General features: G+C 71.4%; 18 protein-coding genes. 10 read left to right on the top strand and 8 right to left on the bottom strand.

Going from position 1 to position 23,486, the window contains the following annotated elements; translation table 11 throughout:
• The 4 genes from WBN91_RS10730 to WBN91_RS10715 all read left to right on the top strand — a co-directional run.
• On the top strand, positions 1 to 888 hold an 888-nt coding region (locus WBN91_RS10730), incomplete at its 5' end, for an endo-1,4-beta-xylanase (RefSeq protein ID WP_337725655.1).
• Positions 889 to 1,145: 257 nt separating this feature from the next.
• On the top strand, positions 1,146 to 2,420 hold the full coding sequence (locus WBN91_RS10725) for an ABC transporter substrate-binding protein (RefSeq protein ID WP_337725654.1): 1,275 nt from the start codon (positions 1,146 to 1,148) through the stop codon (positions 2,418 to 2,420).
• Positions 2,417 to 3,307, top strand: a complete 891-nt coding sequence (locus WBN91_RS10720) for a carbohydrate ABC transporter permease (protein ID WP_337725653.1) — start codon at positions 2,417 to 2,419, stop codon at positions 3,305 to 3,307. Before WBN91_RS10725 ends, WBN91_RS10720 begins: the two co-directional genes overlap by 4 nt.
• The gene (locus tag WBN91_RS10715) at positions 3,307 to 4,122 is read left to right on the top strand and encodes a carbohydrate ABC transporter permease (protein WP_337725652.1); all 816 of its coding nucleotides are present in this window, start codon (positions 3,307 to 3,309) and stop codon (positions 4,120 to 4,122) included. The genes WBN91_RS10720 and WBN91_RS10715 overlap by 1 nt, the downstream gene beginning before the upstream one ends.
• A gap of 5 nt (positions 4,123 to 4,127) precedes the next feature.
• On the opposite strand, the gene WBN91_RS10710 is transcribed toward WBN91_RS10715, so the two are convergent.
• On the bottom strand, positions 4,128 to 5,381 hold the full coding sequence (locus WBN91_RS10710) for an RNA-guided endonuclease InsQ/TnpB family protein (protein WP_337725651.1): 1,254 nt from the start codon (positions 5,379 to 5,381) through the stop codon (positions 4,128 to 4,130).
• A gap of 308 nt (positions 5,382 to 5,689) precedes the next feature.
• On the opposite strand from WBN91_RS10710, the gene yicI reads away from it, so the two are divergent.
• Entirely contained in the window at positions 5,690 to 8,008 is a 2,319-nt protein-coding gene (yicI, locus tag WBN91_RS10705; RefSeq protein WP_337725650.1) for an alpha-xylosidase, read from the top strand.
• On the opposite strand, the gene WBN91_RS10700 is transcribed toward yicI, so the two are convergent.
• The 4 genes from WBN91_RS10700 to WBN91_RS10685 are packed head-to-tail and all read right to left on the bottom strand — an operon-like array spanning position 7,971 to position 11,363.
• The gene (locus WBN91_RS10700) at positions 7,971 to 8,285 is read right to left on the bottom strand and encodes an STAS domain-containing protein (protein ID WP_337729371.1); all 315 of its coding nucleotides are present in this window, start codon (positions 8,283 to 8,285) and stop codon (positions 7,971 to 7,973) included. The two genes, yicI and WBN91_RS10700, sit on opposite strands and share 38 nt — an antisense overlap.
• Positions 8,282 to 9,694, bottom strand: a complete 1,413-nt coding sequence (locus tag WBN91_RS10695; RefSeq protein ID WP_337725648.1) for a SpoIIE family protein phosphatase — start codon at positions 9,692 to 9,694, stop codon at positions 8,282 to 8,284. Before WBN91_RS10695 ends, WBN91_RS10700 begins: the two co-directional genes overlap by 4 nt.
• Positions 9,694 to 10,506 (bottom strand): alpha/beta fold hydrolase, encoded by an 813-nt coding sequence (locus WBN91_RS10690; protein WP_337725647.1) that lies wholly within the window; start codon positions 10,504 to 10,506, stop codon positions 9,694 to 9,696. Before WBN91_RS10690 ends, WBN91_RS10695 begins: the two co-directional genes overlap by 1 nt.
• 20 nt (positions 10,507 to 10,526) lie before the next feature.
• Positions 10,527 to 11,363, bottom strand: a complete 837-nt coding sequence (locus WBN91_RS10685) for a hypothetical protein (protein ID WP_337725646.1) — start codon at positions 11,361 to 11,363, stop codon at positions 10,527 to 10,529.
• 118 nt (positions 11,364 to 11,481) lie between these two features.
• Here WBN91_RS10685 and WBN91_RS10680 point away from each other — a divergent pair, with 118 nt between their 5' ends.
• Genes WBN91_RS10680 through WBN91_RS10670 form a run of 3 tightly spaced genes read left to right on the top strand, consistent with a single transcriptional unit; the run spans position 11,482 to position 14,747 of the window.
• Positions 11,482 to 12,543: an ATP-binding protein gene (locus WBN91_RS10680; RefSeq protein WP_337725645.1), complete on the top strand. Its 1,062-nt coding sequence runs from the start codon at positions 11,482 to 11,484 to the stop codon at positions 12,541 to 12,543.
• Complete coding sequence (locus WBN91_RS10675) at positions 12,540 to 14,159, top strand: vWA domain-containing protein (RefSeq protein WP_337725644.1); 1,620 nt, start codon at positions 12,540 to 12,542, stop codon at positions 14,157 to 14,159. The genes WBN91_RS10680 and WBN91_RS10675 overlap by 4 nt, the downstream gene beginning before the upstream one ends.
• Positions 14,160 to 14,201: 42 nt before the next feature.
• Positions 14,202 to 14,747 carry a calcium-binding protein gene (locus WBN91_RS10670; protein WP_337725643.1) on the top strand — a complete coding sequence of 182 codons (546 nt, stop codon included), beginning with the start codon at positions 14,202 to 14,204 and terminating at the stop codon, positions 14,745 to 14,747.
• Between the two features lie 348 nt (positions 14,748 to 15,095).
• On the opposite strand, the gene WBN91_RS10665 is transcribed toward WBN91_RS10670, so the two are convergent.
• Positions 15,096 to 18,197: a BTAD domain-containing putative transcriptional regulator gene (locus WBN91_RS10665; protein WP_337725642.1), complete on the bottom strand. Its 3,102-nt coding sequence runs from the start codon at positions 18,195 to 18,197 to the stop codon at positions 15,096 to 15,098.
• Between the two features lie 193 nt (positions 18,198 to 18,390).
• On the opposite strand from WBN91_RS10665, the gene WBN91_RS10660 reads away from it, so the two are divergent.
• Together WBN91_RS10660 and WBN91_RS10655 are read left to right on the top strand one after the other, a co-directional pair.
• Complete coding sequence (locus tag WBN91_RS10660) at positions 18,391 to 19,722, top strand: M14 family zinc carboxypeptidase (RefSeq protein WP_337725641.1); 1,332 nt, start codon at positions 18,391 to 18,393, stop codon at positions 19,720 to 19,722.
• Between the two features lie 374 nt (positions 19,723 to 20,096).
• A complete protein-coding gene (locus WBN91_RS10655) occupies positions 20,097 to 20,804 on the top strand; it encodes a DUF5995 family protein (protein WP_337725640.1) in 708 nt (235 codons plus the stop codon).
• Positions 20,805 to 20,851: 47 nt separating this feature from the next.
• Here WBN91_RS10655 and WBN91_RS10650 read toward each other — a convergent pair whose 3' ends face one another.
• Both WBN91_RS10650 and WBN91_RS10645 read right to left on the bottom strand, forming a co-directional pair.
• On the bottom strand, positions 20,852 to 21,628 hold the full coding sequence (locus tag WBN91_RS10650) for a tetratricopeptide repeat protein (protein WP_337725657.1): 777 nt from the start codon (positions 21,626 to 21,628) through the stop codon (positions 20,852 to 20,854).
• A 9-nt stretch (positions 21,629 to 21,637) separates the two neighbouring features.
• Complete coding sequence (locus WBN91_RS10645; RefSeq protein WP_337725639.1) at positions 21,638 to 23,437, bottom strand: tetratricopeptide repeat protein; 1,800 nt, start codon at positions 23,435 to 23,437, stop codon at positions 21,638 to 21,640.
• Positions 23,438 to 23,486: the final 49 nt, after the last annotated feature.

Below are 23,486 nucleotides of genomic sequence, written 5' to 3'. Positions count from 1 at the left end.
AACTCCAACCTCCAGCGCACCGGCAACGACTGGATCGAAGCCGCCTTCCGCGCCGCACGAGCAGCCGACCCCGGCGCCAAGCTCTGCTACAACGACTACAACACCGACGACTGGACCCACGCCAAGACCCAAGCCGTCTACCGCATGGTCCAGGACTTCAAGTCCCGCGGCGTGCCCATCGACTGCGTCGGCCTCCAGTCCCACTTCAACGCCCAGAGCCCGGTGCCGTCCAACTACCAGACCACGCTCCAGAACTTCGCCAACCTCGGCGTGGACGTCCAGATCACCGAACTGGACATCGAGGGCTCCGGCTCCGCGCAGGCGACCAACTACGAGCGCGTGACCAAGGCCTGCCTGGCCGTCGCACGCTGCACCGGCATCACCGTGTGGGGCATCCGCGACACCGACTCCTGGCGCGCCTACGGCACCCCGCTGCTGTTCGACGGCAACGGCAACAAGAAGCCCGCCTACACCGCCGTCCTCAACGCGCTCAACGCGGCTCCGCCGTCGTCCACCACCACCACGACGACGACCACGACGACCACCACCACTACGACCACGACGACGTCCACCACGACCACCACCCCGCCCCCGGGCGGCTGCACGGCGACGGTCGCCACGCTCGACCAGTGGAACACCGGCTTCACCGCCCAGATCAGGATCAAGGCGGACTCGGCGGTCAACGGCTGGTCGGTGTCGGTGGCGCTCCCGTCCGGCGTGACGGTCGTGAACTCCTGGAACGCCAACCGCAGCGGCAACACCGGCGCGGTCTCGTTCACCAACGTCGCCTACAACGGCAGCATCCCGGCGGGCGGCACGACCGAGTTCGGCTTCCAGGGCGACGGCCAGGCGGGCACCCTCTCCCCCACCTGCTCGGCCAACCGCTGAGCCACTCCGCTCGGCCCCGCTGAGCACCCTGCTCGGCCCCGCTGAGCACCCGCGACCCCGGTGACCGGTCTCCCCCGGCCACCGGGGTCGCGCCCGTCACGGCGTCGAAGCGTTTCACCGAATTCGACTGTCGAACGGTTCGACGAATCCGGACATTCGCGCACGTCCCTCGGAAGGCTGTTGCGCTCCCACCAGTCGACCTTCTACGGTGCACAATCGAAGCGCTTCGACAGCTCACCGTGGAGGGGACCCCAGCGATGCCCAAGCGACTCTTCGCGGCGATCGTCGCGGTCCTGCTCGTGGTGGCCGGGTGCGGCGGCTCGGACGGGGCGTCCGACAACACCTTCAAGCTCTGGCACTTCGAAGGGCCGGACAGCGCGATGGGTGTCGCGTGGGCCGAGGCGATCAAGCAGTTCGAGGCCTCCCACCCCGGCGTCAAGGTGGTGTTCGAGGAGAAGGGCTTCGAGCAGATCCAGAAGACCGGCCCCCTCGTCCTGAACTCCAAGGACGCGCCGGACCTGATGGAGTACCCCAAGGGCAACGCCACCGCCGGGCTCCTGTCCAAGCAGGGCCTGCTCACCGACCTGACCGACGAAGTAGCCAAGCGCGGCTGGGACAAGAAGCTCGGCCCCGGCATCGACACGACCGCCCGCTACGACGAGCGCGGCGTGATGGGCTCCGGCAAGTGGTTCGGCATCCCCAACTACGCCGAGTTCATCACCGTCTACTACAACAAGGACATGTTCGACCGGCAGGGCCTGGCCCTGCCCACCACGCTGGACGAGCTGACCGCCGCGATGGACAAGTTCGTCGCCGCCGGCATCACCCCGCTGGCCACCGCCGGTCAGGAGTACCCGGCGCAGCAGGTGCTCTACCAGCTCGCGCTGACCAAGGCCGACCGCGGCTGGGTGGACCGCTACCAGCGCTACACCGGCGACGTCGACTTCCACGACACCGCCTGGACCTACGGGGCCACCACCTTCGCCGACTGGGTGCGCAAGGGCTACGTGTCCCGCGACAGCGCCGGTCTGAAGGCCGAGGACATGGGGCTGGCGTTCATGCAGGGCAAGAGCCCGATCATGGTCAGCGGCACGTGGTGGTACGGCCGGGTGCGCGCGCAGGTCAAGGACTTCCAGTGGGTGTCGGCGCGGTGGCCGGGCATGACCGCCGGGTCCAGCGGGAACATGTGGGTGGTGCCCAAGGGCGCCAAGAACAAGCAGTTCGCGCACGACTTCATCGAGATCACCCTGTCCCCGGCGGTCCAGGACAAGCTGCGCGACGCGGGCGGCGTGGCCGTCGCGCCCGGCGCGTCCCCGGCCGCCGACCCGGCGATCAGGCAGCTCAACGACGACTACCGGGCGTTGCGCGACGCCGACCAGCTCGCCTTCTACCCGGACTGGCCCGTGCCCGGCTACTACGACGTGCAGGTCTCGGCGGTCCAGAAGCTGATCACCGGCGGCGCGGACCCGCGGCAGGCCCTCGACGAGCTGGCCGGGCCGTACCGGGAGCACCTCGCGAGCATCGGCAAATGAGGGCGGTCCGCGAGCGCGGGTCCTACCTGCTCTACCTGCTCCCCGGCGCACTGCTGGTGCTCGCCGTCATCCTCGTGCCGTTCGGGATGAACGTCGGCATCAGCTTCACCGAGTGGTCGGGCGTGGGCGAGCCGGAGTGGACCGGGCTGGACAACTACGGCCGGCTGCTGTCGGACTGGACGTTCTGGGCGTCCTTCCGCAACAACCTGGCACTGGTGGTGGCGATGGCGATCCTGCCCACGCTGGCCGGGCTGGTCGTCGCGGCGGCCCTGGTGGACCACATCGGCAAGCACTTCGGCTCACGCCACGCGGCCGTGCTGCGCGCGTGCATCTACCTCCCGCAGGTGCTGCCGATCGCGGTGGCCGGGATCGTGTGGGGCTGGATCCTCGCTCCCCAGGACGGCGCGCTGAACGAGGCTTTGGGCGCGCTCGGGCTGGACACGGTGGCGCGCAACTGGTTGGGCGACCCGGACCTGGCGCTGTGGAGCCTGATGGGCGTGCTGCTGTGGATGCAGCTGGGCTACCCGGTGGTGATCTTCATGGCCGGGATGAGCCGCCTGGACCCGGCGCTGCACGAGGCCGCCGAGCTGGACGGGGCGTCGTGGTGGGGCCGGTTCCGCCACGTCACCGTGCCGGGGCTGCGGCCGGAGATCTTCGTCGTGCTGCTGACCTGCACGATCGCCGCGCTGAAGGTGTTCGCGCCCATCTACGTGCTGACCCGGGGCGGACCGGGCGGCGCGACGAACGTGCCCGCGTACTTCTCGTTCCAGAACTTCTTCGAGCGCACGCGGGTCGGGTACGGCGCGGCGATCGCCACCGTGCTCGCCGTGCTGGTGCTGGTCCTCACGGCGGTGTTCCTGCGCGTGCAGCAGCGGGGTGAGCGCTGATGCGGCGGCACGCGGTGCTGTGGTCGGTGGTCGTGCTCGCGGTGGCGATGCTCGTGCCGTTCCTGATCGTCGTGCTCAACGCGGTGAAGACGCCCGAGGAGTACGCGACCGGCGGGCCGTTGCGGCTGCCCGAAGGGGTGTCGCTGGAGGGCGTGGTCGCGTTCTGGGACCGCGTCGACTTCGGCGAGAAGCTGCTCAACAGCGCGATCATCAGCGGGTCGGTGGCGGTGCTGGCGGTCGTGGTGTCGGTGTGCAACGCCTACGCGCTGGGCATCGGCCGGGTGCGCGGCCGGACGTGGGTCCTGGTCGTGTTCCTCACCGCGAACACCCTGCCGCAGGAAGCGCTGGTCTACCCGCTGTACTACCTGGCCGACGCGGTCGGGCTGTACGACACCAAGCTCGCGGTGATCATCGTGTTCACCGCGATCCAGTCCGCGTTCGGCACCTACCTGCTCACCTCGACGCTCAGCGGCTTCCCCCGGGAACTGCTGGACGCCGCGCGCATCGACGGCGCGTCGAAGTGGCAGGCGCTGGTGCGGGTCGTGGTGCCGATCAGCAGGCCCACCCTGGGTGTGCTGTTCGTGTTCTTCTTCATCTGGACCTGGAACGAGTTCTTCCTGCCGCTGGTGCTGCTGATCTCCAACGAGAACCAGACCGTGCCCGTGGCGCTGGGCGTGCTCCAAGGCCAGCGGCTGATGGACGCGACCATGACCAGCGCCTCGGCGCTGCTCGGGGTCGTCCCCGCCATCGCCTTCTTCCTCCTCTTCCAACGCGCGTTGACCCGCGGTATCACGGCAGGAGCGGTCAAATCATGATCCCGTCACCGGAGGAACGGGCTTGTCGCCCGAACCTGCCGCTCCGGGGTGCCGATAGGCTTGCTGCTGCCGTCCTGGCCGGCTGCCAGGGTGGGTGCCGCGTGTGGACGCACGACTTCGCCCCAGCACACAACCCCGCGTTGAGCGATGTTGCGTGCCGCGTTGTGGTCGGCGTGCCCAACGAAGCCGCACCGGCCACAGGTGAACGACGCTTGCGAGCGCCGGTTCTTCTTGTCCACCCATCCACATCGGTGGCATTGCTGCGATGTGTAGGCGGGATCGACCTGCACGATCACCACCCCGGCCTGCCCGGCTTTGTAGGCGAGGAACCGGCCGAGTTGGGCGAACGCCCAGGAGTGCAACGCGGCCCGTTGGGGCTTGCGAAGCCGTACCCGGTCGCGGATGCCTGTCAACTGCTCGACGGCGATACCGCGTCCGGTGCGTTCAGCCTCGGCCACGATGCGTTTGCTGATCTGGTGGTTCACGTCGGAGGCGTACCGGGCTTCCTTGCGGCGGAGCTTCTTGAGCAGCCGTCTCGCGGAGGAGGTCTTCTTGGCCTGCAACCGTTTTCGGATGTGTTGCTGCCGTGTGCGGTAGCGGTTCAGGTGCGATCCGGACATTCGGTCACCGTCGGATGTGGTGGCGATGTTGACGATCCCCACGTCGACGCCGAGGAATCCGTTCACCGGCTCGCGCCGGGGTGCCTCGGGGCTGTCGATGACGGCGTGCAGCATCCACAGACCGCTCCGGCAGATCAGATCGGTTTCCCCGATCGGCCGGGTACGCAACAGGGCGAGATGCCCGGGGTTTCCCACGATTCGCATGTTCCTGAGCCGACCGGCGGTAGTCCAGATCGACACTGTGCCCTCGCGGCCTCGATCTCCCAGGCGCCAGGACAGGCAGCGGGCGTCGAACGGCTGTCCCGCCTCCGAGCGGAACACAACCGGGGTCGCCTCGGCCTTCCGCCGTCGATCCGATCCCAGCGGCCCGTAGTTGCCGGCCCTGAGGTTGGCGCGCAGTGTCGTGTAGGCATCACAGGTTTTGCCGATCACCCGGATCGTCGGCTGCGCCGCCAACCCGAACCGCTCGCGCAATTCGGCGTAGAAGCGTTTGTGCACGTCGAACTTCCGGAACACCCCGGCGGTGTGCATCTGTTCGGACAGCCACGACGCGGCGGTGTTGCAGACATGCAGAGTGTTCCGCAGCGCGGTCGCCTGCTCGTGCGTCGGCAGCAACCTCACCTGCACGACCTGCTTCACGCTGATCATCGTAGCCCTGGTCTGTGTCGCGGCGATGGGAACCCGTCTCCGATGCACGCAGGGGAGGCAGTGTCATCCGCCGCCTGTGCCAAGAAATCTCCGTGCACATCCGCCGTTATCCGTGGGGCAGGCATTTCCGGTCCCCACGTGGTTCGCCGGGTCATGTGCGGCGCGCCGTTGTCGATCGTCGAGGGATACATCGAGCAGCAGAAGCGCCCCGACTCCCGGCCTGCCGCGCGGGCCGGGGCGAACCGGGGTCGAGTCACACCTGGCCGTGAACGGCCAGGCTTTCGCCGATTGGAGTTCGGGTGAAGTTCAGCGACGGGTACTGGCTGCTGCGGCCCGGGGTGGAAGCGACCCACCCGCTCGGGGTGCACGACGTCACCGCGGGCGACGGGGAGGTCGTCGTGCACGCGGCGACGCGCCCGATCCGGCACCGCGGCGACATGCTCAAGGGTCCCATGCTGACCCTGGGCCTGACCTCGCCGATGGCCGACGTGGTCGGCGTCGAGATCACCCACTTCTCCGGCGGGCGGCCGGAGGAGCCTTCGTTCTCGCTGTCGGCCGACGCCGGGCACGAGGCCAAGGTGGTGGAGGACGACGCCGGCGTGGTGCTCACCGCGGGCGCGCTGTCGGCCCGGGTGCACAAGGGCGAGGACTGGCGGGTGGACTTCACCGCCGACGGCCGGACCCTGACCACCAGCGGGTTCAAGGGCATGGGCTTCATGACCCTCGACGGCGCCCACTACGTGCGCGAGCAGCTGGTCCTGGGCGTCGGCCACTCCGTCTACGGGCTGGGCGAGCGGTTCGGGCCGCTGGTGAAGAACGGCCAGACCGTGGACATCTGGAACGCCGACGGCGGCACCAGCAGCGAGCAGGCCTACAAGAACATCCCGTTCTTCCTCACCAACGCCGGGTACGGGATCTTCGTCGACCACCCCGGGAACGTGTCGTTCGAGGTGGGCTCGGAGGCGGTGTCCAAGATCGGGTTCAGCGTCGAGGGCCACTCGCTGCGCTACTTCCTCATCTACGGCCCCACCCCGCGCGAAATCCTGCGCAAGTACACCGCGCTGACCGGGCGGCCCGCGCTGCCGCCGGCGTGGTCGTTCGGGCTGTGGCTGTCCACGTCGTTCACCACCGACTACGACGAGAAGACGGTCAACGGGTTCATCGACGGGATGGTCGAGCGGGACCTGCCGCTGAGCGTGTTCCACTTCGACTGCTTCTGGATGCGCGACTTCCACTGGTGCGACTTCGAGTGGGACCCGCGCACGTTCCCGGACCCGGAGGGGATGCTGGCGCGGCTGCACGAGCGCGGCCTGCGGGTGTCGGTGTGGATCAACCCGTACATCGCGCAGCGCTCGCCGCTGTTCGCCGAAGGCAAGGCGCACGGGTACCTGCTGCGCCGCCCCGACGGGGACGTGTGGCAGTGGGACCTGTGGCAGCCGGGCATGGCGCTGGTGGACTTCACCAACCCGGCGGCCCGCGAGTGGTACGCGTCGAAGCTGGAAGCGTTGCTGGACCAGGGCGTGGACTGCTTCAAGACCGACTTCGGCGAGCGCGTCCCGACCGACGTGGCCTACCACGACGGCTCCGACCCGGAGCGGATGCACAACTACTACACGTACCTGTACAACAAGACCGTGTTCGACCTGCTGCGCCGGCGGCGCGGCGAGGCCGAGGCGGTGGTGTTCGCCCGCTCGGCCACCGCCGGGGGCCAGCAGTTCCCGGTGCACTGGGGCGGCGACTGCGAGGCGACCTACGAGTCGATGGCCGAGAGCCTGCGCGGCGGGCTGTCGCTGGGCCTGTCCGGGTTCGGGTACTGGAGCCACGACATCGGCGGCTTCGAGGGGACGCCCACGGCGGCGCTGTTCAAGCGGTGGATCGCGTTCGGCCTGCTGTCCTCGCACAGCCGGTTGCACGGCAGCCACTCCTACCGGGTGCCGTGGCTGTTCGACGAGGAGTCCAGCGACGTGCTGCGGCGGTTCGTCAAGCTCAAGCTGAGCCTGATGCCGTACCTGGACCGGGCGGCGCGGCAGGCCTCCGCCGAGGGCGTGCCGATGATGCGGGCGATGGTGCTGGAGTTCCCGGACGACCCGGGAAGCGCGCACCTGGAACGCCAGTACATGCTCGGCGACAGCCTGCTGGTGGCCCCGGTGTTCTCCGACGAGGGTGACGTGTCGTACTACGTCCCCGCGGGCACGTGGACCCACTTGCTGACTGGGGAGGTCGTGCAGGGTCCTTTGTGGAACCGCGAGCGCTGCGACTTCCTCACCGCGCCGGTCCTGGTGCGGCCGAACACCGTCCTGCCGGTGGGCGCGGTGGACGACCGTCCGGACTACGACTACGCGGAGGGCGTGACGCTGCGGGCGTACCAGCTGGCTGACGGCGAGCACGTGACCGTGGTCGGCGGCACCACCTTCCGGACCGTGCGGCAGGGCGACGAGATCCGGGTGACCGCCGAGTCCGCGCCTTCGCAGTGGCGGGTGCAGTTGGTCGGGGTGGAGTCGGCCGAGGCGGTGGAGGGCGGCTCGGTCGTGTCGGACTCCGGCGGCATGCTCGTCGAGGCGACCGGCGACAGCGTGGTCCTCAGGGTTGGAGGGGGAACAGCTGCTCCAGGCCGATGAGGCGGATCATGCGCAGGGTGCGGTCCGGGACGGCGGACAGGGCTATCTCGGCTTGGGCCGCGTGCGCGTGGTTGCGGGCGGCCAGGAGGGCGGTCAAGCCGCTGGAGTCGCAGAACGCCAGGGCGGCCAGGTTCAGCACCAGGCGCTGACCCGGGCGCAGTAGCAGGGCGGCGACGGTCTTGCGCAACTGGTCGGCGGTCCCGTGGTCCAGGTCTCCCGCGACCTGGACCACGGGGCCGGTCGGGGTGTCGGCGGTGGTGATCGTCAGGCGGGTCACCGGGGGACGCCCACGGCGAGCAGGGCGGTGTCGTCGTCCAGGCCGTCGCCGAAGCCGTGCAGGAGGTCCTTCAGGACCTCGACCAGGTCCCGGGGCGAGGTGCCCGCGTGCCCGGCGGTGAAGGCGTGCAGGGCTTCCTCCCCGTAGCGGTCGCGGTCGGGGCCGGTGCGGGCCTCGGTGAGGCCGTCCGTGTAGAGCAGGAGCGTGTCACCGGGGCCGAGGGTGGTGACGGCCGGGGTGAACACCGGAGCGGGCAGGACGCCGACCAGGGTGCCGCCGGGGGTCGGCAGGACGTCGCACCCGTCGGCGCGCAGCACCAGCGCCGGCGGGTGCCCACCGGAGGCAAGGTGGACGGCGCAGCGGCCGTCGCCGGGCTCCAGGATGCCCACGACGGCGGTGCAGAACCGCGGGTCACCGGGGCTGTAGTGCTCCAGCAGCACGGTGTTCAGCGTGGTCAGCATGGCCACCGGGTCGGCGTCGTGCAGGACGGCGGCGCGCAGGGTGTAGCGGATCAGCGAGGTGACCGCGGCGGCCTGCGGACCCTTGCCGCACACGTCGCCGAGGAAGAACCCCCAGCGCCCGCCGCCCACGGGGAACAGGTCGTAGAAGTCGCCGCCGACCTGGTCGGGGGATGCGGTGTGGTAGTGGGCGGCGGCCTCCAGCCCGGGTACGGCGGGCAGCGCGGCCGGCAGCAGGCTGCGCTGGAGGACGGCCAACGCCTCCTGCAACCGCGCCCGATCGGCCTCCGACTCCGCCCGAGCCCGTTCCGCGAGCGCCTGGGCCCGCTCAGCCAGTGCCTGGGCTTGCTCCGCCTGCCCTTGAGCCTGCTCCGCCTCCGCACGAGCTTGCTCCGCCTCCGCACGAGCCTGCTCCGCCTCCGCACGAGCCTGCTCCGCCTCCGCACGAGCTTGCTCCGCCTCGACCTGAGCCTGTTCGGCCTCCGCCTGGGCCTGCTCGGCCTCCTGACGGCGGCGCAGCAGTTCCTGCTCGTAGGTCCGGCGGTCGCGAGCGTCGAACAGGGTGGTGCGGATGAGCAGCGGCTCGCCGGTCGCGCCGTGCTTGACCGTCGAGGAGACCAGCACCGGCAACCGGCCGCCATCGGCGGTCTTGAGCTCCAGGGCGATGCCGCCCAGCCGGCCCTGCATCCGCAGCAGCGGCGCGAAGTGCGTCTCGTGGTACAGCTTGCCGCCGACCGTCAGCAGGTCGGCGAACCGCAGCCGGTCCACCACCTCCTCGCGGGTGCGGCCGAGCCAGTCCAGCAGGGTGCTGTTGACCTTGGCGATCGTGCCGTCCATCAGCGTGGACAGGTACCCGCACGGCGCCGTCTCGTACAGCTCCTCCGCGCTGTCCTCCAGCAGCGCGGCGAACCCGGCCCGGTCCCCGGTGGCAGGCGGCTCCGCCTCGCACATCACCGCAGGTCCGCCAGGAACGACAGGATGGCCGCACTGGTGGCCTCGGGCGCGGACAGCTGCGGGCAGTGCCCGGTGGCGTCCAGGGTGACCAGGGTGGACTTCGGGATGGCCGCGTGCACGAACGCGCCGACCTCGCGGGGCGCGATGGCGTCGTGGAGGCACTCCAGCACCAGCGTCGGCACCCGCACCCCGGCCAGGTCGGCCCGCGAGTCGGACAGGAAGGTCGTGCGGGCGAACACCCGGGCCATGTCCGGATCGGTGGCGCAGAAGCTGTTGGTCAGCTCCTCGCCCAGCTCGGGCCGGTCCGGGTTGCCCATGATCACCGGGGCCATCGCCGCCGACCAGCCCAGGTAGTTCGACTCCAGCGACACCAGCAGCTCGTCGATGTCCTCCGCGCTGAACCCGCCCCGGTAGCCGTCGTCGTCGAGGTAGCGCGGCGAGGGGGCGACCATCACCAGCGCCCCGATCCGCTCGGGGACCCGCCGGGCGGCCAACACGCCGACCATCGCGCTGACGGAGTGCCCGACGAACACCGCTTCCCGCAGGTCGAGGGCCTCGCACACGTCCACCGCGTCCTGCGCGTAGCCGTCCAGGGTGCGGTAGCGCTCCTCCCGGAACGCCGAGGGGTCCGACCGGCCCGAGCCGACGTAGTCGAACAGCACGACCCGGTGCGACCGCACCAGCGCGGGCACCACCAGCCGCCACATGTTCTGGTCGCAGCCGAACCCGTGGGCCAGCACCACCGCGGGACCGTCCGGGTCACCGGTGACGGTGACGTTGTTCCTGCGGGGGATGTCCACCACCGACATCCTGCCGGCCGCGCGCCCGGTCAGCTCGTCGCCAGCTCGACCAGGCCCGGCCGGTCGAGCAGGTCCAGGTGCTGGTCGGCGCGGTTGATCAGGCCCCGGCGTTCCAGCGCGCCCAGCGCCTTGCGGAGCTTGTCGGTCACCAGCGAGCCCTTGCCCTTGGCCGCGAAGTCGGCCTTCTCCTGGGGCGTCAGGGTCGGCGCGACGGTCCGCTTCCACACGTCCAGCAGGTCCGCGCGGGCGACCGACGAGCCGTCGCCGGCCAGGTCCAGCAGCATCCCGGCGAGCACCCGGCCGTGGTCGTCCTGCTGGGCCGTGTGGTCCTTGACCAGCGCTTCCAGCGACGTGCGGCCGGTCGCGCCGGGCACGTCCAGCGCCGTCAGCCGCTCCCACAGCGCCCGGTCGGCTCCGCTGGGCTCGGCCCCGCCGGCCAGGACGGCGGCGCGGTGGGCGTCGATCGCGGTGCCCAACGCCACGACCAGGCTCATCAGCTCGTCGCGGACGTCCTCGCCGCGCAGGCGGCGCACCCGGGCCGCGACCAGCCGGTGCTGCTCGCGCACCAGCGACTCGAAGTGCGCGGTCTTGCGCGCCCGGTCGCCGTCGTCGGCGACCTCGCGGTCGTAGTCGGCCCGGCTGGTCTCGCCCGCCGACAACCGCGCCCGCGCGGCGTCGCGCTCGGCCCGGCGGTGGGCGCGGTCGGCCGCGATGCGGTCCAGCATGCCCAGCAGCACCCGGTCGGTCTGCTCGACGTAGGCGTCGGAGGTGAGCTCCGCCCACACCTCGGGGTCCCGGCCGCGCAGCGCGAGGTTGACGAACCGGTCCGCGGCGTGGTCGTCGTCGGGTTCGTAGGGCAGTGCCATGTTCGGTCCTTCGGTCGGGGGGCCGGCAGCGGTCCACCCCGAGCCGATCGCCTCCCAGTGTCCCAGCTCGGGAAATCCCCGCGACCCGGGGCACCGGCGTGCGGCATGCTCTCCGCTCGTGCGCGCGACCGTCTCCGTCACCCCCGTGCAGCTGCCCGAAGTGCTGCTGCACCTCGCCGTCGTGCGCCCGGTGTTCCTGTGGGGCTCGCCGGGCATCGGCAAGTCCTCGCTGGTCCGCGCGTTCGCCGAGTCGCTCGGCCTGGAGTGCGTGACCATGCTGGGCACCCAGCTGGCCCCCGAGGACCTGATCGGCGTGCCCGAGCTGGTCGACGGCCGGTCGCGGTTCGCGCCGCCGGAGGTCATCGCCCGCGACGAGCCGTACTGCCTGTTCCTCGACGAGCTCAACGCCTCCTCGCCGGAGGTGCAGAAGGCGTTCTACTCGCTGATCCTGGACCGCCGCATCGGCTCCTACGAGCTGCCCGCGGGGTCGGTCGTGATCGGCGCGGGCAACCGGGCCACCGACAACGCCCTGGCCCGCCCGATGCCGTCCGCGCTGGTCAACCGCATGGTGCACCTGCACCTCCAGGCCTCGGCCAAGGACTGGCTGGAGTGGGCGGGCGGGGCCGGCGTGCACGGCTGGGTGCTGGACTACCTCACCCAACGCCCCGACCACCTGTGGAGCCCGCCGCCGAAGGTCGAGGAGCCGTTCTCCACCCCTCGCGCCTGGCACATGCTGTCCGACGCCCTGCACTCCTACGGCGACGACATCTCCGAGGACCTGCTGGGCGTGCTCGCGTTCGGCACGCTCACCGCCGCGCACGCCTCGGCGTTCAAGGCCTACGTCAAGACCGTCCGGCACGCCTACGGCCTGGAGGCGGTGCTGCGCGGCGACGCCCGCTGGCCGCACGCCCCGGCCGACCGCGACCTGCTGTACTTCCTCGCCGAGGCGTTCCGAGCCCGGCTGGTCAAGGAGCTCCCGCACGACAAGGCGCACGCCTCCCCCGCCGGCAGGCAGCTCGCGCACCGGGGCAAGGCGCTGCTGCTGGAGCTGGCCGAGCTGTCGCTGGAGATCGCGCAGATGGTGATCGCGGCCGACGACAACGGCAACCCCGTGCTGCCGACCTGGTTCCTGGTCGAGGTGACGCGCGACCTGCCCCGCCTGGTCGCCGCGCGGACGTGAAGCGCAAGCGCGTCGACCCCGGCAAGGAAGCCTTCGACACCGCGTGGCAGGCCACCACCCGGCACCCGTTGTTCGCCCCGCTCTCCTACCGCGCCCACGTGTACCGCACCAGCGACGACCGGTGGGCGACCGTCGACACCACGGGCAGGATCTACGCCCACCGCTCGCAGATCGCCGACACCGAGGAATGGCAGTGGGTCTTCGCGCACTGCCTGCTGCACCTGGGTTTCAGCGCCACCGAGTGCGCTGAGGTGACCGACTTCCAGGAGGCCGTCCGCTTCGGCCGCCAACCGTCCACATGGGACGGACGCGCCTGCCTCCACACCGCCCCGCCCTCCCGCCACGGCACCCCGGTCAACTGGACGGACCTGTTCGCCGCCGGCTTGTCCAACGCGGCCGTGGCGGCGGTCGACATGGCCGGCGGCGCCCGTTCCTCGCTGATGGACGCCGGTCCCCGCAACGCCGAGTGGGACCTGGCGCTGGGCTGGTTCGTGTCGTCCTACCCGCTGCTGGGCGCGTTGGCGTCGGCGATGACGATCGTGGCCGACGCCGAACTGGCCCGAGCCTGGGACATCTCCTTGGCGGCGGTCAGCGCGGCGGCCGGCGAGATCTACGTCAACCCCCTGGCCAAGCTCAGCCGGGCGGAGTGGCGTTTCGTCCTGGCGCACGAGATGCTCCACGCCGCCCTCCGCCACGGCGACCGGGTGGACGGGCGCGACCCGTACCTGTGGAACGTGGCGGCGGACTTCGTCGTCAACGGCTGGCTGCTGGAGATGGCCGTCGGCACCGCACCCCCGGGCGTCCTGCACGACCCGGACCTGGCCGGCCTGTCCGTCGAGACCGTCTACGACCGCATCACCACCGACCTCCGCCGCTACCGCAAGCTAGCCACCCTGCGCGGACGCGGCACCGACCTGCTCGGCGAGCCCCTACGCGCCCCAACACACACCACAGACCTGGACGACTTCTACCGCCGCGCCCTGCTGACCGGCCTGAGCTACCACGACCCGGTCCAACGCGGCGCCCTCCCCGCCGGCCTGGTCGAGGAGATCCGCGCCCTGGACCAGCCACCCCTGCCCTGGGACGCCGCTTTGGCCCGCTGGTTCGAGGAACACGTCCCCACCGCGGAACCCCGCCGCACCTACGCCCGAGCCTCCCGCCGCCAGTCCGCCACCCCAGACATCCCCCGCCCCGGCAGACTGCGCCCGGAAGAACTGCAACACCACACCACCTTCGGCGTAGTCCTCGACACCTCTGGATCAATGGACCACCAACTGCTGGGCAAGGGCCTAGGCGCAATTGCCTCCTTCGCCCTCGCCCGGGACGTCCCCCAGGCCCGAGTGGTCTTCTGCGACGCCGTGGCCCACGACGCCGGCTACCTCCCGGTAGAGGACATCGCCGGCCGAGTACGCGTGCGCGGCCGAGGCGGCACCATCCTCCAACCCGGCATAGACCTGCTGGAACGAGCCCGCGACTTCCCCCAGGACGGCCCGATCCTGATCATCACCGACGGCTACTGCGACACCGTCCGCGTACGCCGGGAACACGCCTACCTCATCCCCGCGGCAGCCACCCTCCCCTTCCGCCCCCGCGGCCCCGTCTTCCGCATGCGCTGACCGCTAGCACCTGGCTAACACCCCTCCCGAACCCTCAAACCCATGAACACCAAAACCCGCTTAGCCACACTCACCGCCGCCCTGGCCTTCACCGCCCTGACCACCACCGCAACCGCAACGGCGAACGACAACCCACCGCCGTGGGCACAGCCGTGCGCAGGCCTGGTCCCCACCATCTACGCCCAACCCGGCGTGGTCACCACCGGCACCAACCTGCCCGACGTCATCCTGGGCACCCCGTTCCCCGACGAGATCCACGGAGCCCAGGGCAACGACGTCATCTGCGCCCTCTCCGGCGACGACAAGGTCTTCGGCGGCCCCGGCGACGACCTCATCCACGCCCAAGACGGCGACGACAACGTCGACTCGGGCATCGGCCACGACACGGTCTTCGGCGGCTACGGCAACGACAACATCAGAGCCGGCGACGGCGAAGACACCATCCTGGGCGGCCCCGGCGACGACAACCTCTTCGGCGAAGCAGGCCCCGACACCCTGGACGGCGGCCCCCACACCACCCAAGACACCGCCGACGGCGGCCCCCAACTGGACAGCTGCCCCAACAGCGAGGTAGTCACCAGCTGCTGACACCGCCCGCACCGCACTTCCTCCGCGCCACAGGCCGGCCCGCCCTCCGCACCCAAGGCACCCGCACACGCAAGCTCTTCGCGCCGCAGGCGCAAGGCAGGGCTCCCAGCCACAGGAAGGGCCTCGGTTTCTTCCCCCGTACGGCCTGGGCGAAGCCCAACCACGCTTTCCCCGGTTTTGCAACCACGCTTCACCGGTTGCGAAACCGGGGAAAGCGTGGTTGCCTCCGGCAGGCCGTACGGGGGAAGAAACCGACGCCCTTCCACCCCCGGGGGCCTGCCGCGCGGCGAGCGCCGCTTTTAATCTCTTCGCTCTTCGCTCTTCGCCCTTCGCTCTTACCCCAACCCCTCACCCCACCCGCTGCCGCAGCAACAACGCCGTAGCAGCATCAGGCGGCGCCCCAACCTGAGCCAACGCCGCCAACACCTCCCGCCGAGCAGCCACCACCCGCCCAGGATCCCGAGTCTTCAACGCCGCAGCCAACACCAACCGATGCCCCCGAGGCGAAAACGGATCCAAAGCCAACGCCCGCCCCGCCAGATACCCGGCCCGCACCGGCTCCCCCGACACCAGGCACAGCTCCCCCAACCCCAACAAGTTCCGCACGTGCTGCCCCCGCAGCCGATCCGCCTCCAACCCCAACTCCGCCACACACCCCAAGTCCGGCAACGGATCCCCCCGCCACAACTCCACCCCCGCCGCCAACAGGTCCTTGGCCCGGTCCAGATCCCCGGCCTCCCGAGCCGCCCGCACCTCCTCCTCCACCGCCTCGAACGCCCACAGATCCACCTCCAACCACGGCGACCGCACCAGCCGCAACGAATCCCCCTCGGCCCGCAGGTGGAACCCGGCGGCCCCCCGAGCCCGATCGGGTTCAAGCAGACGCCGCAAGTACGTCAACGTCACCCTCAAATTCCGCGCCGCCTCGGTAACCCCAAGATCCGGCCAGCACAACGCGAACACCTGCTCCCGCGTCATCACGGGCCGCAACACCAACGCACCCAACAACTGCCGCACCCGCAACCGCCGCAACTCCGGCGCCTCCACCTCCACCCCATCCCGCGTCACCCTCAGGGCACCCAACACCTCCACCCCGGTCCGCACCGCCGGCGGCGCAGGCACAGCAGCAAGCAACCTCCCCGCTCCCCCACCCGGCACCCTCCCCAGCTCCCCATGCACCACCGCCCCCAACGTGTCCGCCAACCACCTCCCCAACCCCAACTCCCCCACCCCCGCGAGCCGAGCCGCCAACTCCACCGACCACGGCAACGGCAAAAAACACAGAAAATGCTCCACCGGCAACCGCCCAGCCCCACGCAGATCCCCAGCCCGAGCCGACACCACCGCCCGAGCCACCGCCCGCGCCTTCTCATGCGCAGGCCCCAACTCGACCCGGTCCCAAACCTCCCGCAACGGCTCCGCCAACACGTACCCCAACGCCAGGAACCGCCGCAGGTGGCGCTCGTGAAACCGATCCGTCACCGGCCACCGAGCCAGGTGCTCGGCAAACGCCTCCCGCGCCACCGCCTCCTCCCCACGCCCCACCGCGAGAGCACACCGAGCGGCCAGCGCCAACACCGCGTCCCGGGGATTGTCGTGATCCGCCGGATCACCGCACGGAAACTCGCACCACTCCTCGACATCCCCGCAACAGGAAGCCACCACAGCCTGGAACGCCGCCGACACGAACGAATCCCGAGCCGTCCCACCCACCGGCGCACCCCGCAACCGCGGCAGGTCGACCGGGTCACCGTCAAACCACCGCGCAATCGGCCCGTTCAACCTCAAATGCTCATCCGCCCCTGCCCCCGCCAACGCCAACGCCCCGTCCACCCCAGCCAACGCCCGATCCGCCAGCTCAGCCGCCTCACCCGCCCGCCCACACATGTTCAGGCAGTGGTAGTGAAACCGAACCGTCGCCAACTGGACCGGCCTGGGCACATCCACCACCGGCGCCCGCTCGATCTCAGCCAACGCGGCCTCCGGATCCCCTCCCACCTCCGCCACCGTCGCCGCCACGCTGTGCCGCAACACCAAGGCGATCGGTGTCGGCGCACCACTCAACTCACTCCCCCGCCGAGCAAGCTCCGCCAACCGCCCCAAATCCGCCCGGGAATGCGCGGTGATCACCGCCTGCCCCAGCACCGCCGTGTGCCGCAACCCCTCCCACGCCCGATCCAACAACGGGTCGATGCGCGAATCCGTGAAGTCCGCGGCGTGCAACACCGCCGCCCGCAGCAACAGGAACGCCGGCTCCTCCCGCACCCCGGCAGGCACCCACCCCAACCACCGCTCCGCCAACACCGCCGGCAAGGCCGAGAGGGTCGTGTTCACCAGTTCCACCGACAACTCGGCGAGCAACTCCCAATCCCCACCCCGCCACGCCAACACCCCCGCTCGCGCCAGGTCCCCCCGAGCCGCCAACACCGCCGCCGCACGCCGGTGCAGTTCCCGCGCCTCCTCAGCAGGGATGTTCCGCGCCAACGCCTCCGCCCACAGCTCGTGCGCCCGGTAACGCCCGTCGTCCAACACCCCCACCAACGGCACCGCGGGGATCAACCCGTCGACCCCACGCACCCCACCCACCTCCACGACCTCGTCCTCGGTCGCGGTGTGCAACGCGGCCAACGCCGCCAACACCCGCCGCTGCCCCGGGTCCAGCCGCCCCAACACCTCCTCCCACGCGTACCGCCAGGGCGCGGCAGGCCCCGCCGCGAACGCCAACCGCACCAACGCGGGCCACCCGCGCAACGCCCCCACCAGCGCCGGATCACCACCCAACCGCCGCCCCAACGCCCGCAACTCGCCGTCGGTGAACAACAACTCCTCCGCACCGACCCGCACCACCTCGCCGGCCGCCTCCCGCCGCGCCAACGGCAACTCCGGCACCTGCCGCCCGCACAGCACCACATGTGCCGTCGCCGGCAACTCCCGTACCAACTCCCCCAGCAACACCGCCCCAGGCGACCCGGACGGCACCTCGTGCACGTCGTCCAACACCAGGCACACGTCCAACGGCGCCATCCCCACCACGGCATCCACCACCGACCGCACGCCGCCCCGCCCAAGCCGCACCCCCGGCGAGACCCCCGGCAAGGCCCCCGACCCCACTCCCGGCAAGGCCCCCGACGCCACCCCCAACTCTGCCCCCGACACCACCCCCGACACCGCGACCGACGCCACCCCCGGCAACGCCCCGGCCAGCGCCTCCAACAAGGCCTCGGCCAACGCCTCAGCGCTCTCGTGCGCGGGCGAGCAGTTGACCCACACGTCCACCCCACGCGGCTCCAGCAGGTTCCCCCGCACGGCCTGCACGAGCATGGTCGTCTTGCCGAACCCGGCCCCCGCCTCGACCACCGTCACCGGGCACTCCCAGCGCCGCGCCAGCCGCTGCACCAAGCGCAGGCGCGGCAACTCGACGTCGAGGGGCCTCGGCAGGATGGTCGTCACTCTTCGACAGATCACCCGAAGCCGCCCCGAATACACGGGCCACCACCCGGGCCGCGCACACCCAGCGCGATCACCCTGCGAATCCGGGTGACCACCGTTCGTAGGTTTCGACGCGGGTCGGAGTGCTCCATACTCGCCTCCAGCGCGGCGGCCACCCCCTGCACCGGCCGCCGGCCCAGCTGGAGGTCTGTCGATGAAAGTACGAGTCGGGAAAGCACGAGTCGGGAAAGCACGACTGCGTCTCGCGACCGCGGCCCTGGTGCTCCTCGCGCCCGGCGCCGTGTTCGCGCCCAACGCCGTGGCGGCTGCGCCGGACAGCACGCCCTACTACTGGCAGGTGCCCGGAGCCGACGAGCGCACCCTGCAAGACGCCGGTTTCGACGTCGAGCACGGCACCGACGGGGCCGTGCAGGTCGTGGGCGACCAGCGGGTGGCCGCCCGCCTGACCGCCCTCGGCTACCGGCCGACGAAGTTCGACACGGTGTACAAGCCGCTGTCGTCACCCCGGTCCTCGGACATCGGCGTCCAGACCTACTACGGCGGCTACCGGACGGTGGCCGAGCACGAGAAGCACCTGACCGACGTGGCGGCGGCGTACCCGGCGTTGACGCAGGTGTACGACATCGGTGACAGCTGGCGCAAGACGCGCGGGCTGGGCGGGCACGACATCAAGGCCATCTGCATCACCAGGAAGCAGGCCGGGGACTGCGCGCTGAACCCGAACTCCGCCAAGCCCCGGTTCGCGCTGATCTCCCAGCTGCACGCGCGCGAGCTGGCCACCGGCGAGCTGGCGTGGCGCTGGATCGACCACGTCACCCAGGGCTACGGCTCCGACCCCGAGGTGACGTCCATCCTGGACACCACCGAGCTGTGGGTGATCCCGATCGTCAACCCCGACGGCGTGGACATCGTCGCCTCCGGCGGCAGCCGGCCGTTGATGCAGCGCAAGAACGCCAACAACACCGGCGCGTCCTGCTCGGTCCCCAGCTACGGCGTGGACCTCAACCGCAACTCCACCTTCAAGTGGGGCGGCGCCGGCACGAACAGGTGCGGCGAGACCTACCAGGGCACGGCGGCCGGCTCCGAGCCGGAGACCAGGGCCATCGAGGCCTGGTTCAAGCAGCTGTTCCCCGACCAGCGCGGCCCGGGCGACACCGACCCCGCGCCGGTGACCACCAAGGGCGTCATGATCACCGTGCACAGCTACGGCAACCTGATCATGCCGCCGTGGGGCTGGACGTGGGCCGCGAACCCCAACGCGACCCAGTTGGCGGCGCTGGGCCGGAAGATGGCGGCCTACAACGGGTACACGGTCGTGGCCGAGGGCGACACCACGGGCACGACCGACGACTTCACCTACGGCAACCTGGGCATCGCCAGCTACACGTTCGAGATCGGGTCCAGCAGCGGTAGTTGCGGCGGTTTCTTCCCGCAGTACTCGTGCGTGGACAGCCTGTTCTGGCCGAGGAACAAGGGCGCGTTCCTGACCGCGGCCAAGGCGGCCAAGGCTCCTTACGCGAGCTGATCACCCAAGCGCCGGGTCCGCGGCCCACGGACCCGGCGCGCCCCATCCCCACCGCCCCACGCCTCGCCGCAAGCCGCCCTTCGCGGGCCACCACGACTCAGATCAAGCCGCTGGAGGTGGCCTGACCACGGCGATCGGCGGGCCGTAGCGGCAGCCGCTGCCCGACCCGCCGCCCGGCCTGTTACCTGGCCCGCCGCCCGTGCGCCTCGTGTCCGGGCCGTCGCCGAACGAGTGATACGGCGGCATCAAGGGCTGAAAACCCTTGCGGCACCTGTCGGCGACCACGGGCCCCGGTCGACGATCGGGGTACCGGCGCCCGGCCGGCCGGTGCGTCCGACACCGTGCCCGGCGGCGCTTCGACCGGGGAGTGGAACATGACACACGCGCCCGTCCAGGTCCCGACCTCCGTGGAGCAGGTGATCGAGCGCATGCGGGCCATCGAGCAGGAGCTGGACCCGCACGACGGCGTCGCCTGCTTCAACCGGATGTACCGGCGGGTCACCGAGTTGGTGGGCCAGAACATCGTCGACGGCTTCTTCGAGGACCCGGCCTTCCTGGAGCGGATGGACGTGATCTTCGCCGGCCTGTACTTCAAGGCGGTGGACGCGTCCCCGAGCCGCCGGCCAGTGCCGTGGCAGCCGCTGTTCAACGTGCGCGGCAACCGGGTCGTCTGGCCCCTCCAGTTCGCGCTGGCGGGCATGAACGCGCACATCAACCACGACCTGGCGCTCGCGGTCAACGCCACCTGCAAGGAACGCGGCACCACCCCGCACACCGCCCCCGTCCACGCCGACTACCTGCGGGTCAACGACCTGCTGGCCAAGGTGGAGGCGGAAGTCCGCGCCGAGTACGAACCGCTGCTGCTCAAGCTCCCCACCGCCCAAGCCGAGGAGCTCAAGCACCACCTGACCTCGTTCAGCATGTCCCGCGCCCGCGACACCTCCTGGATCGCCGCCCTGTCCCTGTGGGAGCAACGCGACAACCCCCTGACCTACCCCGCCGCGCTGACCACCCTCGCCGCCTCGGTGGCCGCGGTCAGCACCGGCATCCTCACCCCGGTGGTCCCGCCACCTCCGGCGTGACCCTCCTGCGGCGGCCGGCTCAGAGGGTGGCGGGGGAAGCACAATCCTCACCGGCCGTCCAGGCGGTCGGCGTCGGGCAGGTTCAGGGCTCGGTACAGCTCCACCGCGCGGCGGCGGTGGTCGCGGGCCGAATCCGGTGAACCCGAGGCCTCGAAAGCGGCGCACAGTCCTTCGTGGGCGCGGGCGCACTGGTAGCGGTCGCCGGCCTCTTCCGCCAACTCCAGAGCGGTGCCGAACACCGTCACCGCTTCGCCGGGTTCGCCGGTCGCGCACAACGCCTCGGCCAGACCGATCGACGCGATCAGCCGCACGGAGCCGTCCCCCGTCCCCTCGGCGATCGCGACCGCCTCCCGGTGCCGGCGCACGGCCTCGGTCGACCGGCCCACGGCGTGCAGGGCCGAACCCTGCACGGTCAGGACGTAGGCCTCGTTGACCCGGCTGACGGAGGTCTGGATGAGCGGCAGGCCCTGCGTCACCAGGTCGAGGGCCTTGGGGCCGTCTCCCAGACCCAGGTGGGCCGACGCCATGTTGGCCAGCACGTGGCCGACCTGGTCCAGCGCGCCGACGTCCTCGGCGACCGCGCGCGACCGTTCGAAGTACACCAGCGCACCCGTGTAGTCGCCGCGCCGGCGCAGGACGTTGCCGATGTTGTTCAACGCCGAGCTCGCGTTCGCGCGGTCGCCGAGGGTCTCGGCGATCTCCAGGGCCTCGTGGTGGGCGGCGAGGGCGTCGTCGTGGCGGCCGTGGCCCCAGTGGATGTTGCCGATGTTGGTCAACGTCCTCGACCGGCTCGCCGGGTCGCCCACCGCGCGGGCCAGTTCCAGCGCCTGCTCCTAGTGCTCCAACGCCAACGACAGCCGGCCGTGCCGCTCGTGGATCACGCCGATGTTGTTGAGCACCCGGCCAACCACCGCGCGGTCGTCCAGCTCGCGGGCGATGGCCAGGGCCTGCACGTAGTGGTCGAGCGCCTCGGTGAACAGGCCCTGCCGCCAGCACGTCGCGCCCAGGTGGTTGAGCGCGCGGCCCTCGCCGGCGCGGTCGCCCACCAGTCGGGTCGCGGCCAGTGCGCGCTGGTGGAAGGCCAGTCCGGTCGTGCCGCGGCCGGTGTCGAGCAGGTGTCGCAGCAGCAGCGTGGCGAGGTCGGCGGTGTGCTGGGGGCGCTCGTGGTGGTCGGCGACGGCGAGCAGGTTCGCTTCCTCCGCGTCCAGCCAGGCACGGGCGTCTTCGGGTGTCGGCACGTCGACGGGCACGGTCGCGGGCGGCACGTCCGGCCGGCGGTGCTTCTCGTACGGGTACAGCACGTCCATCGCGACCGCCGTCCCGTGCCGGTAGTGGTCGGCCAGCCGCAGCAGGGCCTCGCGGGTCCGGGACGGCGGGTCCTCCAGCCGCGACCGTTCCACCGCGTAGGCACGGACCAGGTCGTGGAAGGCGAACCGGTCCGGCGTCGGGCACTCGACCAGGTGCGCCGACACCAGGCCGCGCACCACCTCCCGGGTCGTGTCCGGGTCGAGGTCGGCCACCGCCGCCGCGGCACGCAGGTCGAGGTCTTGCACCGGCTGACGGGCCAGCAACCGCAGCACGCGGGCGTGCGCGGCGGGCAATCCTTCGTAGGACAGGGCCAACGCGGCGCGGACACCGCCCTCCAGCGCGAGCGCGGTCAGCGGCGGCAGGTAGTCGGCGAGGGTCCAGTCCGGGTGGTCGCGCAGGTGCCGGCCGATCACCGACACCGCCAGCGGCAGCCTGCCCAGCAGGTCGGCGATCCGCGCCGCGACCTCCGGGTCCTGGGCCACCCGCCGCGCGCCGGCCGTGCGGCGCAACAACACCGCGGCCTCCTCCGGCGTGAACACCGGCAACACGAATCCCGGCAGGCCCGGCAGCTCGGTCCGGCTGGTCACCAGCGTCCTGCACTCCGGCGAGCCGGGCAGCAACGGCTCCACCTGCGCCGCGTCACGCGCGTTGTCCAGCACCACCAACGCCCGCGCGGCGGCGGCCCGGTCCCGGTACAGTGCGGTCCGCCCCTCCGGGGTGCGCGGCAACGCGTCCCCGCGCACGCCCAGCAGCCGCAGGAACGCCTCCACCACGGCGTTCGGGTCGGCGGGCGGGCCGTCCGGGTCCACCCCGCGTAGGTTGGCGACCAGCACCGCCCGCGCCGGGTCGCCCGCCAGGACGCGGTGCGCGAGGTGGACGGCCAGGGCCGTCTTGCCCACCCCGGCCATCCCGGTGACCGCCAGGACCGGCCCGTCCCACGGCGGCAGGTCCGCCCGCTCGGTGAACTCCGGCACGTCGTCGGGCAGCCGGCCGCGCACGCCGACGTGCCCGGCCGCCTCACGCTCGCCCAGCACCCGGGCCAGCGCGTGCTCCCACCGGGCCACCACGTCGGCGTCGTCCACCAGCGCCCGCACGATGCCCAGGAGCAGTTCGGCGTTGGGTCGCCGCCGCCCCACGCGGAAGCAGTCGCCGACGGTCGCGCGGGCCGGCCACTCGCCGCGCGGGCGTCCGGCGGCGTGCCACTGCTCGTGGACCCGCTTGGTCAGGGTCGTGATCGACGGGTCGCCCACCACGGCCTTGAGGTGCCGCAGCGCTCCGATGAACTCGTCCAGGGACCGGGCGTGGTCGGGGTCGGGCGGCAGCACGCGGCGAATCGTAGGGAGCCCGGCCGCGCGGCCGTCCAGGTTCGTCCAG

Source organism: Saccharothrix sp. CCNWYY140 (assembly GCF_037401995.1).
In the GTDB taxonomy this organism is placed as follows: domain Bacteria; phylum Actinomycetota; class Actinomycetes; order Mycobacteriales; family Pseudonocardiaceae; genus Actinosynnema.
This window is presented reverse-complemented; position numbering and strand designations above follow the sequence as displayed.